The sequence below is a fragment of the Actinomadura gamaensis genome (assembly GCF_042652125.1).
Lineage (GTDB): Bacteria > Actinomycetota > Actinomycetes > Streptosporangiales > Streptosporangiaceae > Spirillospora > Spirillospora gamaensis.
Genome location: NZ_JBHSIT010000005.1, coordinates 550822 through 564440 on the forward strand (window position 1 = coordinate 550822; position 13619 = coordinate 564440).

A 13619-nucleotide genomic window follows, 5' to 3' on the forward strand; every position below is an offset into this window, starting at 1 on the left:
CCGGTCACAGGGTGGCGGCGAGTTCGTCGAGCGCGCCGGTGAGGACGGCGACGCCGCGCAGGTACTCGGCGATCTCGATGTGCTCGTCGTCGCCGTGGTCCAGGGAGCCGTCGCCGGGGCCGTAGGCGGCCATGGGCATGGTCCAGTGCGGGGCGACGGTGTTCATGTCGGACGTGCCGGTCTTCAGCGTGGGCCGGGGCTCGCCGCCCTCCCGCCGGATCGCGGCCGAGACCGCGCGCACGACCGGGTCGGAGCGCGGGCTGCGCACGGCCGGGACGTGCCGGACGATCGTGACCTCGCCGCCGTTCGCGCAGGCGTCCAGGCGCGCCGCGAACGCCGTGACGTCGAAGCCGACCGGGATCCGGCAGTCGATGTCGAGTTCGGCCTCGACCGGATCGCCGCGCATCCCGCGCAGCGTGGCGGCGGGGCGGCCGAACGCCGCGTGGTCGCGTTCGGGACCGAGCGCGTCCAGCAGGTCGTGCCAGAAGCCGAGCGCGACGTCGGTGGCCTTGGCGGCCGGGTTGGTGGAGTGGGTGGCGGGCCGGGTCACCCGGTAACCGACGTCGATCTTGCCCTTGTAGCCGAGCACCACCCGCGACCAGCCGCTCGGCTCGCCGACCAGCAGCGCGTCCGGCGCCGGGACGGTCCGGGCGAGGTGCTCGCCGCCGCGCGACAGCCGCTCCTCCTCCACCGCGCCGACCACCCGGATCGTGCCGGGGAAGGACGGCCGGGCCGCCGCCGCGCTGATCATCGCGGCGAGCGGGCCCTTGGCGTCGACCGCGCCGCGCCCGACCAGGCGGCCGGCCTCGCGGCGCACCGGCAGCGGCCGGTCCACGGTGTCGAGGTGGCTGAGGAGCATCACGACGGGGCCGCCGCCCGCGCCGACGTCGCCGATCACGTTGCCCGCCTCGTCGCGGCGCGCGGCGAGGCCGAGGTCGTCCATGGCCTTCTCCAGGAACCGCGCGAGCTCGCCCTCCCGCCCGGACGGCGAGGGGATGGCGAGCATGCCGAGCAGCAGGTCGACCGGGGTGCTCATGTGATCTCCAGGGTGGTGCCTGCGCCGCCCAGGGCGGCGGTGACCGGACGGGGGAGCCGCCCGTCGGAGACCGACACCCGCGGAACGCCGCCGAGCAGCGCCTCGCGGGCGGCGATCAGCTTGCGGTGCATGCCGCCGCTGGCCGCGTGCGGCACCGGCCCCTCGCGCGGCAGCGCGCAGCGGGCGAGCAGGCTGGCGTCGTCGGACGCGTCGCGCAGGACGCCCGGCGCCGAGGTCAGCAGGACGAGCCGCGCGGCGCCGAGCGCGACCGCCACCGCCGCGGCGGCGCGGTCGGCGTCCACGTTGACGGGCGCGCCGTCCTCGCCGGTGGCGGGCGGCGACAGCACCGGGACGAACCCGGCGCCGAGCAGGGTGCGCAGCAGCTCGGGCCGGACGCCCGTGACGCGCCCGCTGTGGTCGTCGCGGACGATGACCGTCCGGCCGTCCCGGACGGCGCGCTGCGCTGTCTTGCGCCGGGCGCGCAGGAGGCCGCCGTCCAGCCCGGTCAGTCCCACGGCCGGGACGTCGTGGGCGGCGAGGGCGCGCAGCAGCCGCGGTTTGGCGCGTCCGGTGAGGGCGAGGGTGACCACGTCGAGCATCGCGGGGTCGGTGTGGCGGCTGGTCACGCCGCTGGGGGAGACGAGCGTGCGCGCGGGCACCCCCAGCTCGGCGGACAGCCGCTCGATCTCCGGCGCGCCGCCGTGGACCAGGACGACCTCGCCGGCGCGTCCGGCGAGGTCGGCGCAGACCGGCTCGGGCGGCACCGCGCCGCCGCACTTCACCACGGTGAGCCCCATCAGATCGGGTGCAGGCCGGGGAACCCCAGGCCGAGGGGCTCGGGCTGGCCGGTGCGGACGTTGAGGCACTGCACCGCCGCGCCCGCGCCGCCCTTGACCAGGTTGTCCAGCGCGGCGATCGCGGTGATCCGGCCGCCGTCCGCCGCGAACCCGACGTCGCAGTAGTTGGAACCGGACAGCAGCTTCGGGTCGGGCAGCCGGTGCGTGCCCCGGCGGTGCGCGACGATCCGGACGAACGGCTCGTCCGCGTAGTGCTCCCGGTAGGCGCGCCGGACGGCCTTCTCGTCCGCGTCGCCCGTCGCGTGGCACACGACCTGCACGCCGCGGACGGCCTCGACGCCGGTCGCGGTCATCCGCGCGCGCAGCCCGGTCAGCCGGGACACCTCGGCCTCGTGCCGGTGCCGGACCGGGGCGAACACCCGCATCGCGCCGCTGCGCTCGGCGTGCAGGTTGCCGTCCCCGGCGAGCGCGCCGGAGCCGCTGGAGCCGGTGCGGGCGTCGATCTGGACGTCCGGCGCGACCAGCCCGGCGAGCGGGCGCAGCGCGAGGATCGCGGCGGTGGCCATGCACCCCGGCACGCTGATCAGGTCGGCCGTGGCCAGCTCGTCCCGGAACAGCTCGGGGACGCCGGGGACGAACGAGCCGAGCAGTTCGGGCGCGGCGTGCGGGACGCCGTAGTACCGCTCGTAGACCTCGGGGTCGGGGAGCCGGAAGTCGCCCGACAGATCGATGACCGTTCCGGCCCGCTCCCGCACGCGGGGGAGCAGAGTCATGGTGGTGCGGTGCGGAGTCGCGGTGAACAGGACGTCGCAGTCGGCCAGGTCGTCCGGCGCCCTGAACGCCAGGTCGGTCTGGGCGCGCAGGTTGGGGTGGACGGTGTCGATCCGGCGGCCGGGGAACCGCGTGGAGAGCGCCTGGCCGATCTCGACCCCGGGATGCCCGAGGAGCAGCCGCAGCAGCTCGCCGCCCAGGTATCCGGCGGCTCCCATGACCGCGACGCGGATCATCGCGCCTCCCGCAGTCCGGACGGAGGCGGCGCCGGCCGTTCATGACTTCGTGCCACCGCGAGGGCATGGGAGACGATCGCGTCCGCCACGTCCAGGGAGTCGCCGTGGGCGGTCTGGAAGCTCTGGAACTCGACGGCGTGGTTGACTTCGAGCACGAGCAGGCGATCCGGGCCCTCGATCAGATCGACGCCCAGGACGCCGCCGCCCACGGCCTCGGCGGCGGCCAGCGCGAGGTCCGTCACCTCCGGGACGAGCGGGCACGGCTCGGACCGGGCGCCCCGGGCCGCGTTGGTGCGCCAGCCGTCCGCGTAGCGGTAGGTCGCGCCGACGACCTCGTCCCCGGCGACGATGACGCGGATGTCGCGTCCCGGCTTCTCGACGAACTCCTGGAGGTAGACGATGTGCTGCTGCGGGGACGGCAGGGCCGCGCGGTGCTCCAGCAGGGCCTCGGCGGCCGCGCGGTCGCGGGCCACCGCCACGAGCCGTCCCCAGGAGCCCGCGAGCGGCTTGATCACCACCGGGTAGCCGAGCCGCTCGGCGGCGCCGGCGCCCTCCTCGGGGGCGAGCGCGACCGCCGTGCGCGGCGCGGGCACTCCGGCACGTTCCAACGCCAGCGACGTGCGCAGCTTGTCGCCGCACACGCCGATCACCTCGGACCGGTTGACCGCCGGGACGCCCCGCGCCTCCAGCAGCAGCGACGCGTACAGGCCGCGGCTCTGCGAGATCTCCCGGTTCAGCGCCGCCGCGTAGGGCGGTTCCGCGCAGGGCGGTTCCGCGTAGGGCGGTTCCGCGCAGGGCGGCTCCGCCGCGCCGCCGGGCTCGGCGCCGCCGGGGTCCCGGCCGCCCAGCTCGGCGCTGAACCGGCGGGTGTCGAGGTGGACGTACGGCACCCCGCGCCGTTCCAGGGCGGCGAGGACGCGCTTCTCCTCGTACCGCACCCGGGAGGCGAGTACGGCCAGCGGCCTCACTCGCCCCAGTCCTCCTCGATCTCGGGGGCGAGCGCCAGCGCGACCGGGTCCAGGCCGACCACCTCCAGCTCGCTGGAGCAGTCGGCGCACTGCGCGATCTCGCTCAGCCGCACCGGCTCGGCGAGCTCGACGGGGGCCTCACACTCGGGACAGGTCGGGATCATCCGTGCCACCTCCAGGGATTCGGCCGATCAGGTCGGTCGCCGCCGCGACGACCGCGTCCGCGGTGATGCCGTACCGGTCGAGCAGGTCGCGCTGGCCGCCCGCCCGCTCGGCGAACGTGTCGGGCATCCCCACGCGGACGACGCGGGCGGGCGCGTGCTCGGCGAGCGTCTCGGCGACCGCGCCGCCGAGCCCGCCCGACCGCCAGTGCTCCTCGACCGTGACGGCGCCGGCGGTGCCCGCGACGGCGCCGACGACGGCGTCCGCGTCGAGCGGGCGCAGCGTGTGCAGGTTGAGCACGGCGGCCCGGACACCGTGCTCGGCGAGGCGGTCGGCGGCGTCCAGCGCGGCCAGCACCGGGTGCGGGCCGCACGCGATGATCGCGAGGTCGCGGCCGGGGCGCAGCCGCTGCGCGCGGCCGATCTCGAACGCGCCGCCGCCCGCGTCCGAGCCGCCGTCCGCGTTCGCGCCGCCGCCCGCGTTCGAGCCGCCGTCCGCGTTCGAGCCGCCGCCCGCCACGTTCAGGGCGCTCGCCACGTCCGGGGTGGCCTTGCGGCCGAGCCGGACGTAGAGCGGGCCGGGCAGCGCCGCGGCCTGCCGGATCGCGGCCTCGGCCTGCGCGGCGTCCGCGGGGACGACCACGGTGAGCCCCGGCAGCGTCCGCGTGACCGCGAGGTCCTCCAGGGCGTGGTGGGTCGGGCCGAGGTGCCCGGCGGCCAGCCCGCCGTGCGTCGCCACGATCCGGACGGGAAGCGCGTTGTAGACGATGTCGATCTTGACGGCCTCCAGCGCGCGGGTCGTCGCGAAGGTCGCCATGGTCGTGACGAAGGGGATCTTGCCGCTCGCGGCCAGGCCCGCCGCCGTCCCCATCAGCGCCTGCTCGGCGATGCCGAGGTTCAGGTAGCGGCCGGGGAAGTCCGCGAACGCGTCCGGATCGAACAGCCCGGTGTCGCTGTCCAGGCAGTACAGCCGCTCGTCGGCCAGCATCAGCTCCGGCAGCAGGTCGCGATAGACCTCCCGCGCCGACCGCTGCGCCGGCCGCCGCTCTGCGGAGCGTTCCGGGCCGGCGGTCACGAGGTCGCCCTTCGGTGCCGGGCGCGCAGGACGGCCAGGGCGCGTTCGGCCTGCCGCCCGCCCAGGGTCGCGTAATGGGAGCGAACGCGCCCCTCGATCGACGGCAGCCCGCGTCCCTTCACGGTGTGCGCGATCACCACCATCGGACGGCCCGTCGGACGGCCCGTCGCACCAGGCGTGAGCGCCGAGCGCAGCGCGCCGAAATCGTGCCCGTCGGCCTCCCGGACCGTCCAGCCGAAGCCGCGCCAGCGGTCGGCGAGCGGTTCGAGCGCGACGGTGTCCTCGGTGGGCCCGTTGAGCTGCAAGCGGTTGCGGTCGATGACGGCCGTCAGGTTGCCCAGCCCGAGCGAGGCGGCGCTCATCGCCGCCTCCCAGACCGATCCCTCCTGCAACTCGCCGTCTCCCATCACGGCGAAGCAGCGCCGCGCCGGGGAGGCGACGGCGAAACCGGTGGCGAGCGCCAGCCCGTGCCCGAGCGATCCGGTCGGCATCTCCACGCCCGGGACGGCGCGCACGGGATGCCCCATCAGCCGGCTGCCCGGACGGGCGTACTCGGCGAGCTCCCCGACCGGGAAGAAGCCGCGCTCGGCCAGCACCGCGTACAGGCAGATCGCCCCGTGCCCCTTGCTCAGGACGAGGATGTCCCGGTCGGGCGCGTCCGGCCGCGCCGGATCGACGTTCAGGACGTCGAAGTACAGCAGCGTGAGGATCTCCACCAGCGACATCGACCCGCCGAGGTGGCCGCCCTCCGGCCCGGCGCACATGCCGACGACGTGCTCGCGCACCCGGTGCGCCGTGGCCGCCAGGTCCACGCTGGTCGGGGGCGGGCCGTGGGGGTCCATCAGCGTCGGCCCGGGAGCGTGGCGAGCACGAAGTGGCCCGGCAGGTGGACCGCGAGCCCCTCCCGGATCTCGGCGACCAGCTCGTCCCCGGCCAGGCGGATCGTGGACGAGCGCCGGTCGAGCAGGGTCGCCGCGGCGGTGAAGTCGCCGACCAGGGCCGTGCCGGGCGGGACCATGCGGGTGCGGCCGACCTTGACGCCCTGCGTGGCGAGGCGCTCCAGGAACGCGCCGTCCTCGACCAGCGGCCACCAGTCGTCCGGATGCAGGACGATCCCGTCCGCGGACCCGCCGTACCACTCGCACAGGGCGGCCGTGGCCAGCAGCGTCGAGGCGGCCGTCCGGTCGGTGGCGCGGGGCTCGCGGCGCCGGACGCCCGGCGTGCGCAGCAGGCCCTCGATGCCGCCCGAGCCGTTCAGCAGCGCGTCGTTCTCGGCCGTCCCGAGCCGGACGAGCAGCCGGTAGTCGACGAACGCGGCGAGCGCGGCCGGGTCGGCGAGCACCTCGGCGGGCACCCGCACGGCCGCGCGGATCGTCTCGGTCCGGACGGTCCGCGCCCCGACCTGGAACTCCCACTCGGGCGCGGCGTCGTCCGCCGCGACGTTCTCGGCGCGCTCGGTGAACACGGTGACCTCGTCGGCGTCCACGACCGCCTTGCGCAGCAGGTGCCGGACGGTCAGCCTCGGCCGCCGCTTCGCGGGCGGGAACAGGTCGCTGATCGAGGCGCGCAGCTCCACCGCCGCCTTCGGCCCGTGCCGGGCGTGGGCGAGCGCGAACTCCTCGCCGGGGCTGCGGTGGGTCAGCTCCGGGTCGTCCAGCATCATGCGCACGTCGGACATGGATCACATCCCCAGGGAGCGGCCGCCGTCGACGACCTGGACGGTTCCGGTGACGAAGCTCGCGCGGGCGCTCAGCAGGAACGTTCCGGCCGCCGCGACCTCCTCGGGACGGGCCACCCGCCCGAGCGGGATGCCCGCCTCCGCCGCGACGCGGGCGGTCCCGGCCTCCACGTCCCCTTCGAGGCCGCCGAGCAGCGCGTCGGTGGCGGTGTAGCCGGGCGCGAGGACGTTGACGGTGATGTCGCCCGGTCCCAGCTCGTGCACGAGGGTCTTGGCGTAGGCGGCCAGCCCGGCCCGCGCGATCCCCGACAGCGCGTACTTCGGGATGAGGTCGCGGATCGTCTCGCTGGCGACGATCAGGACCCGTCCCCATCCGGCCTCGCGCAGGTGCGGCAGCGCGGCCTGGACGAGCCCGACGTGCGCGACCATCGCCAGGTCGAAGGCGGCGCGGTAGCCGTCGGGACCGAACGCGCCGGTCGGCCCGGCGGGCGGCCCGCCCGCGTTGCTGACCACGATGTGCGCCGCGCCGTGCTCGGCGGCGGTGTCGTCCACCCAGGCCCGCGCCGCCTCGGTGTCGCGCAGGTCCAGGGCGCGGGTGCCGACCTCGGTGCCGGACTCGGCGGCGAGCCGGTCGCGGGCCTCGGCGAGCCGGCCGGGATCGCGGCCCGCGATCGACACCGTGGCGCCCTCGCGCAGCAGCTCGCGCGCGATCGCGAACCCGATGCCCGCCGAGCCGCCCGACACCAGCGCGACCTTGCCGTCCAGTCCCAGATCCACGTCACACCCTCGTCTCCACGTCACACCCTCGTCTCGTAGCCGTACCGGCGCAGCAGGGGCAGCGCCAGCAGCGTGGTCGCGGCCCGGTGTGGGCGGGGCAGGCCGGTGAGCCACCTGCGGTCCTCGTCGATGGGCGTCCGGCCGCGTCCGAACCGGTTCGGGTTGCCGGTGACGGTGTGGTTGCCGCCCAGCTCGACCGTCCCGTCCGGGGCGACGGGGTTGGGCCCGGCGTGCCCGATCAGCTCCAGGATGCTCGCGACCGCCGCCCGCGGCCGGCGCACCAGGTCCTCGTAGCGCAGGTGCAGCGTGTCCGCGCGGTGGGCGCGCCCGACGGCCTCGGCGGCGAGGTTGAAGCCCGTCCAGTGCAGCGTGCTGTCGAGCGCGGAGCGGCGGCCCGTGTACGCCTTCGGCTGCATCCACGACCAGGCGACCGCGCGCGGATCGCGGATCAGGTGCACGTAGGACGCGTCGATCCCCGGCATCCCCGCCAGCAGCGCGGCGTCCGACGCGTACTTGGAGCTGTCGACGACCGTGTGGGCGCCGCAGACGTCGGTGATCGCGCGGTAGGTGGCGGCGAGCGTGGCGGGCCAGCCGTTGCGGGGCGGGGTGCGGAGCGTCCGCCAGGTGTGGCGGGTGCGGCAGGCGTCCTGCCAGGCGACGACCTCGGCCGCGTGGTCGGCGAGGGACCGCCCGTCCGGCCGGACGGCCTCCAGCACCCGGCTCCAGACCGGGCACTCGCGAAGGGGCTCCCCGCACCCGCACCGCCCGTTGCTGCCGGTGCCGAGGACGCCGTTGCGCCACAGGAACCGCAGCTCGCCGACGTGGACGACGCCGGGGGCCTCGGCGAGGACGTTGCCGAGCACCGTGCTTCCGCTACGGCACCAACCGGTGATGTAGAGCACCCTCATCGACAACCACGACTCCCGGGATGACCGGCGCGAGTTGGTCAGTCTGCATGAAAACATGATCTTCCGAAGAAGGGAACCGTCCGCCTGAGACCGGTTGCGAACGGGTCGCCGCGCTCCGGATCGGCCGCGTCCGGCGAAGTCAGGACGGCCAGTCGGGGCGGGCGGTGAGCTCGACGGCGGCGCAGGTCCAGGCGAACCCGGCGCCGATGCCGACCAGCAGCGCCCGGCCGCCCGGACCGAGGCCGCCGGACTCGGCCAGCCACGCCAGGCCGGTGAGCTGGTCGGCCGCGCCGACGTGCCCGGTGCGGCGGCCCCACTCCCAGGCGGTGCGCGCGACGTCCAGGCCGAGCGGTTCGGCGTAGCGGGTGCGCAGGACGCGCAGGCCCACGTTCGGGAAGACGAACCGGTCGATGTCGCCGATCTTCAGCCCGGCGTCGGCCAGCGTCCGGTCAACGGCCTCGGTCAGGCCCGCGGTGGTCCGCTCGGCGACGCTCCCGACCCGCCGTCCCGCGCCCGCGGCGAACGCGGCCCGGCGCGTCCGCACGTCCACCGGACGGCCCGGGGCGGCGGCGAACGGCTCGTCGCCCCGGTACATGCCCTCCAGCTCGGTGTCCACGACCGTCGAGACCGCCAGCAACCGGGCGAACCCCGCGCGGGCGAGCACGACCGCCGCCGCGCCGTCTCCGTAGACCAGGCCGGACAGGTCCGCGCGCCAGCGGTCGAAGCCCGGCCCGCCGAACCGGTCGGCGGTCGTGACCAGGGCGGAGCCGCGCGACGCGTCGGCCGCCAGGTACGAGGCCGCCAGTTCCAGCGCGCCGAGGGCGCCCGCGCACATCTGCTGGACGTCCATCGCGGGCGCGTGCCGTCCGGCCTCGCCGAGCACCTCCCGGTGGACGTAGGACGCGGCCGGCCAGTAGTCGACGCCCTGGAACCACGCCGAGGCGTGCAGCAGCAGCGCGATCTCCGAGGGCGGCGTCCCGGCCCGGCGCAGCGCGCGCCGCGCGGCGGCGACGGCCATCTCCGGCGGTGCCTCGCCGGTCGCGACGGTGACCGAGAGGTACTCGTCGGCGGCCCGGTCGGACGCGTCGTACCGGCCGTCCGCGACCGCGCCCGCGACGTCCACGGGCGGCGGGAGGTGGTGGGCCAGGCCGGCGAGGAACAGGCCGTCGCAGCGCATGCGCACCTCCGGGGCCGGTGACGGCGGACGATCACCACATTAGGGTGATCCCCGTCGAGGGGCGAGCGGCGTTTCCGGCGCCGGCGGGAGGCCGCGGTGAGCGACAGTGGTCATTCGATCGAGCGCAGTGGTCATTCGATCGAGCGGAGGGGTCATTCGATCGAGCGGAAGGGTCATGCGATCGGGCTTCCGGGGACCGCGTGGTCGGTCTGGAAGGACGTGGTGCTGCGCTCGACCGGGTTCCCGGCGGAGGGCCTCGCGCTGTTCGGCGCTCCCGGCTGCGCGGCCGTCGCCGACGCGTTCCTGGACGGCCGGGCGAGCGAGGACGAGCTGACCCGCGCCCTGGACGCCGCGCTCGCGGACGCCTCGCGAGCCGCCGCCGAGGTGGCCGCCGATCCGCTCTTCCGCGAGGCGCTGACCTGGCAGAACCCCGCCGCGGCCCGTCGCGTCGCGGAGCTGGCGTCCGCGTCGCCGCCCGGCTCGGAGACACCGGTCCGCCGGACGGGGCACAAGTGGCGCGCGCGGGAGAACACGCTGGTCCGGTACTGGCAGCGGTACTGCGGAAAGAACGACACCGTCGGGTTCTTCGGGCCGGTCGCGTGGGGCACGATCGATCCCGATCTCGCTCCGGCGGTCGTGGCCCGGCCTGGTGAAGGGCTCGTGCGGGACCGGCACGTCGCCCTGGAGTTCTGGGCGCTGGAGGCGTACGTCACCGCGCTGCTCGCCGACCCGGAGGTGGCTCCGTGGCTGCCCGCCGGCGTCCAGCCGCACGTGGTCGTCCAGGACGGACGCGTCCTGCGTCCCGGCGATGAACCACTCCCACTGGACGAACCGGAACAGGCCGTCCTCGCACGCTGCGACGGTGTGACTCCCGTAGTTCAGATCGCGTCCGAACCGCCCGAGAGCGCCGCGCTGGAGCGGCTGGTGGACGCCGGTGTCGTCTGGCGGGGCGTGGACATGCCGTACAACCCGCGTGCCGAGAGCGTCCTGCGCAAGGCCCTCAACGACATCCCCGACCCGGAGGCCCGGAAGCGCGCTCTGGCCGGCCTTGAGCGCCTCGACCTGGCGCTGGCCGCCGTGGCCGCGGCGGCCGGCGATCCCGACGCGCTCGCGGCGGCGCTGGCCGGGCTGGACGCCGAGTTCACGGCCGTGACCGGGGCCGAGCCGCAGCGCCGGGACGGCCAGATGTACGCGGGCCGCCGCGTCTGCTACGAGGACACCGTCCGCGACCTGGACCTCACCTTCGGCCGTCCGATTCTGGAGGCCCTCTCCGAGCCGTTCGGGAACGTCCTGCTACCCGCCGCGCGGTGGGTCTCGGCGGCCTTGGCCGACGCCTACGACGCCGGTTTCAAGGCCCTGTACAGACGGTTGGGCGGTCCGCGCGACGGTGGCGTGCCGATGCCGGTGTTCTGGCGCGCGGCCCAGCCGCTGCTGGCGGGTCCGGACCGTCCGGCGGACGCCGTCGTCGCCGAGTTCGCGCGCCGCTGGAGCGAGCTGTTCGGCCTGGACGCCGCCACCGCGGCCGCGAGCCGCCTGGACCTGCGCAGCGCCGATCTCGCCAGGCGGGCCGCCGAGCTGTTCGCCGCCGACCGTCCGGGCTGGGCGGGCGGGCGCATCCACAGCCCCGACATCCACCTCTGCGCGCCGAGCGTCGAGGCGCTCGCCGCGGGCGACTTCACCCTGGTGCTCGGCGAGATGCACACCGCCTGGCCCACGCTCGACTGCGCGGTGTTCGCCGACCGGCATCCCGACCCCGAGCGGCTGCGCGCCGCCGCTGCCGCCGACATCGGCCCGCAGTTCCGGCCGCTGTACCCGACCTGGTGGCCGCAGTACACCGCGCGCATCGCCCCGGTGCTGGGCGTCACCGACCGGCAGCTCGCGTTCACGGCCGCGTCGGGCGCCGACCCCGGCCGGGTCCTGCCGACCGTCGCGCTCACCGTGACCGAGCGGGACGGGAGGCTGGAGGTCACCGGGCCCGGCGGTCTCCGCCGTCCGGTGCGCGAGGTGTTCGCCCTGCTGTTCGGGTTCGTGGGGGCCGAGGTGTTCAAGCTCGTCGGCGCGGGCCCGCACCACCCGCGCATCACCCTGGACCGCCTGGTCGTCACCCGCGAGACCTGGCGGACGACCGTCGGCGGCACCGGGCTCGTCCCGGCGACCGGGGCCGTCCGGGAGTACCTGGCCGCGCGCCGCCTGCGCGCCTCTCTCGGGCTTCCCGAGCGCGTGTTCGCCAAGGTCGGCACCGAGGTGAAGCCCGTGTACGTGGACTTCACCGGTCCCCGCTACGTGTCGGCGTTCGCCGCGATGCTGCGCGCGGCGCGCGAGTCGTCCGGCCCGGACGTCCCGGTGGTGTTCAGCGAGTTGCTGCCCGGCCCCGAGGACGCCTGGCTCCGGGACGCGCGAGGCCGGCGCTACTCCTCCGAACTGCGGCTTCAGTTCTGCGACCCGGAGCGTCCCTGATCCTCGGCGCCGCGCCGGAACCCGAACGCCGCGACCGCCGTCATCGCGACGGTGAGGACGAGCCCGGCGGTGAACGCTCCGCGCATACCGTCCGCCGGGGTGGCGCCGCGGGTCGCGTCGTCCACCGTGACCAGGACGGCCACGCCCAGCGACCCGCCGACCTGCTGCATGCTCTGCAACACCGCCGACGCCGCGCCCGCCTCCCCGGACGGCACCGACGCCATCGCCGCGAACGTGGCCGACACCGACACCATCCCGCTTCCCGCGCCGAACAGCAGGACCGGGCCGAGGATCAGCGAGAGGTAGGAGCCGTCCGCCGAGACCTGCGTCAGCCACGCCATCCCGGCGACGCACAGGACCGACCCCGCCACCATGAGCGGCCGCGCGCCGTACCGGGGCAGCAGGCGCGGCACCGCCCGGCTGACCGCGACCAGCACGACCGTCGTCGGCAGGAACCCGAATCCGGTCGCCAGCGGCCCGTACCGGAGGACGCCCTGCACGAAGAGGGTCAGGAAGAACATCATCCCGCTCATCGCGGCCGTGAGCAGCAGCCGCATCGCGAACGCCCCGACCCGGTCGCGCTCGCTCCACAACCCCAACGGCATCACGGGCTGCGCGGCGCGCGCCTCGACCAGGGGGAACAGCCCGAGCAGGACGGCGGCGGCGCACAGCGCGCCGACTGTCCGGACCTCGCCCCAGCCGTGCCCGGCGGCGCGGATCAGCCCGTAGACCAGCAGCACCGAGCCGAGCGTGCAGGTGAGCGCCCCGCCGAGGTCGAAGCGCGCCCGGCGGCGCGGGGACTCGCGCAGCGCCCGCGGCGCGAGGAGCACGATCGCGGCCCCGACCGGCACGTTCACGAACATCACCGCCCGCCAGGACGCCCACGCCGTCAGCAGCCCGCCGAGCACGAGCCCGACGACCATGCCCCCGCTCGCCGCGATCGCGAACACCGCGAGCGCCCGGCTCCGGCGCGGCCCGTCCGGGAAGGTGGTGGCGATCAGCGCGAGGGATCCGGGGCCGGCGAGCGCGGCGCTGGCGCCCTGCGCGGCCCGCGCCGCCAGCAGCGCGGCGGGCGCGCCGGCCAGCCCTCCGGCGAACGAGGCGGCGGTGAACAGCGCGACGCCCGCGACGAACGTCCGCCGGTGGCCGAGCAGGTCCCCGGCGCGTCCGCCGAGCAGGAGCAGCCCGCCGAAGGCGAGCGTGTAGGCGTTGACCACCCACGACAGCCCGGCGTCGGAGAAGCCCAGCCCCCGCTGGACGCTGGGCAGCGCGATGTTCACGATCGACGCGTCCACCACGAGCACGAGCTGGCAGGCCGCCAGCACGCCCAGCGCGAGCCGTCCGCGCCGGCCGCCGCGACGGTCGTCGTCGAGGTCGTCCTCGGCCGTGCGCGCGTGGAGCATGGGGGTCCTCACGGGTCCGGTGCCGCGTCCAGGGGCTCGGCCGGACGGTAACCGACCGGACCGGCCGATACCAGGGCCGGTCCGGTGGGGGCCTGGACAATCCGGGCAAGATCGTGGATCTTCGCACCAGGACGGAACCGACGATCCGCTCGACCACACCGGGTTCTCACCGGAG

General features: G+C 76.0%; 13 protein-coding genes. 1 reads left to right on the plus strand and 12 read right to left on the minus strand.

All coding sequences use genetic code 11. The annotated features are described in order from the left end of the window. Positions 1-4: 4 nt before the first annotated feature. The 11 genes from ACFPCY_RS20190 to ACFPCY_RS20240 all read right to left on the minus strand — a co-directional run bounded on the left by ACFPCY_RS20190 (position 5) and on the right by ACFPCY_RS20240 (position 9584). Entirely contained in the window at positions 5-1036 is a 1032-nt protein-coding gene (locus ACFPCY_RS20190; RefSeq protein WP_378257321.1) for a M20/M25/M40 family metallo-hydrolase, read from the minus strand. Further along, on the minus strand, positions 1033-1833 hold the full coding sequence (locus ACFPCY_RS20195) for a [LysW]-aminoadipate kinase (RefSeq protein WP_378257323.1): 801 nt from the start codon (positions 1831-1833) through the stop codon (positions 1033-1035). Before ACFPCY_RS20195 ends, ACFPCY_RS20190 begins: the two co-directional genes overlap by 4 nt. Beyond that, on the minus strand, positions 1833-2840 hold the full coding sequence (gene argC, locus ACFPCY_RS20200) for an N-acetyl-gamma-glutamyl-phosphate reductase (protein WP_378257325.1): 1008 nt from the start codon (positions 2838-2840) through the stop codon (positions 1833-1835). The genes ACFPCY_RS20195 and argC overlap by 1 nt, the downstream gene beginning before the upstream one ends. Continuing rightward, complete coding sequence (gene lysX / locus ACFPCY_RS20205) at positions 2837-3808, minus strand: lysine biosynthesis protein LysX (RefSeq protein WP_378257326.1); 972 nt, start codon at positions 3806-3808, stop codon at positions 2837-2839. The genes argC and lysX overlap by 4 nt, the downstream gene beginning before the upstream one ends. Next, the gene (lysW, locus tag ACFPCY_RS20210; RefSeq protein WP_378257328.1) at positions 3805-3972 is read right to left on the minus strand and encodes a lysine biosynthesis protein LysW; all 168 of its coding nucleotides are present in this window, start codon (positions 3970-3972) and stop codon (positions 3805-3807) included. Before lysW ends, lysX begins: the two co-directional genes overlap by 4 nt. Continuing rightward, positions 3947-5044, minus strand: coding sequence for a transketolase family protein (locus tag ACFPCY_RS20215; RefSeq protein WP_378257330.1), 1098 nt, complete (start codon positions 5042-5044; stop codon positions 3947-3949). The genes lysW and ACFPCY_RS20215 overlap by 26 nt, the downstream gene beginning before the upstream one ends. After that, entirely contained in the window at positions 5041-5886 is an 846-nt protein-coding gene (locus ACFPCY_RS20220) for a transketolase (RefSeq protein ID WP_378257332.1), read from the minus strand. Before ACFPCY_RS20220 ends, ACFPCY_RS20215 begins: the two co-directional genes overlap by 4 nt. Beyond that, positions 5886-6722 (minus strand): family 3 encapsulin nanocompartment shell protein, encoded by an 837-nt coding sequence (locus ACFPCY_RS20225; RefSeq protein ID WP_378257333.1) that lies wholly within the window; start codon positions 6720-6722, stop codon positions 5886-5888. The genes ACFPCY_RS20220 and ACFPCY_RS20225 overlap by 1 nt, the downstream gene beginning before the upstream one ends. 3 nt (positions 6723-6725) lie before the next feature. Beyond that, positions 6726-7499: an SDR family NAD(P)-dependent oxidoreductase gene (locus ACFPCY_RS20230; RefSeq protein WP_378257335.1), complete on the minus strand. Its 774-nt coding sequence runs from the start codon at positions 7497-7499 to the stop codon at positions 6726-6728. Positions 7500-7519: 20 nt separating this feature from the next. Further along, positions 7520-8407, minus strand: coding sequence for a sulfotransferase (locus tag ACFPCY_RS20235; RefSeq protein ID WP_378257337.1), 888 nt, complete (start codon positions 8405-8407; stop codon positions 7520-7522). 139 nt (positions 8408-8546) lie between these two features. After that, positions 8547-9584, minus strand: coding sequence for a ketoacyl-ACP synthase III family protein (locus ACFPCY_RS20240; protein WP_378257339.1), 1038 nt, complete (start codon positions 9582-9584; stop codon positions 8547-8549). 96 nt (positions 9585-9680) lie between these two features. Between ACFPCY_RS20240 and ACFPCY_RS20245 the strand changes: the two genes are divergently transcribed. Beyond that, on the plus strand, positions 9681-12041 hold the full coding sequence (locus ACFPCY_RS20245) for a lantibiotic dehydratase (RefSeq protein ID WP_378257341.1): 2361 nt from the start codon (positions 9681-9683) through the stop codon (positions 12039-12041). Here ACFPCY_RS20245 and ACFPCY_RS20250 read toward each other — a convergent pair. Next, positions 12014-13444 carry an MFS transporter gene (locus ACFPCY_RS20250; protein ID WP_378257343.1) on the minus strand — a complete coding sequence of 477 codons (1431 nt, stop codon included), beginning with the start codon at positions 13442-13444 and terminating at the stop codon, positions 12014-12016. The genes ACFPCY_RS20245 and ACFPCY_RS20250 overlap by 28 nt on opposite strands. Positions 13445-13619: the final 175 nt, after the last annotated feature.

Bases quoted from the DNA above. Each gene is read 5' to 3' on its own strand.
- argC (WP_378257325.1), bottom strand. From the start codon at position 2,840: ATGATCCGCGTCGCGGTCATGGGAGCCGCCGGATACCTGGGCGGCGAG.
- ACFPCY_RS20190 (WP_378257321.1), bottom strand. From the start codon at position 1,036: ATGAGCACCCCGGTCGACCTGCTGCTCGGCATGCTCGCCATCCCCTCG.
- ACFPCY_RS20220 (WP_378257332.1), bottom strand. From the start codon at position 5,886: ATGGACCCCCACGGCCCGCCCCCGACCAGCGTGGACCTGGCGGCCACG.
- ACFPCY_RS20225 (WP_378257333.1), bottom strand. From the start codon at position 6,722: ATGTCCGACGTGCGCATGATGCTGGACGACCCGGAGCTGACCCACCGC.
- ACFPCY_RS20195 (WP_378257323.1), bottom strand. From the start codon at position 1,833: ATGGGGCTCACCGTGGTGAAGTGCGGCGGCGCGGTGCCGCCCGAGCCG.
- lysW (WP_378257328.1), bottom strand. From the start codon at position 3,972: ATGATCCCGACCTGTCCCGAGTGTGAGGCCCCCGTCGAGCTCGCCGAG.
- ACFPCY_RS20250 (WP_378257343.1), bottom strand. From the start codon at position 13,444: ATGCTCCACGCGCGCACGGCCGAGGACGACCTCGACGACGACCGTCGC.
- ACFPCY_RS20240 (WP_378257339.1), bottom strand. From the start codon at position 9,584: ATGCGCTGCGACGGCCTGTTCCTCGCCGGCCTGGCCCACCACCTCCCG.
- ACFPCY_RS20235 (WP_378257337.1), bottom strand. From the start codon at position 8,407: ATGAGGGTGCTCTACATCACCGGTTGGTGCCGTAGCGGAAGCACGGTG.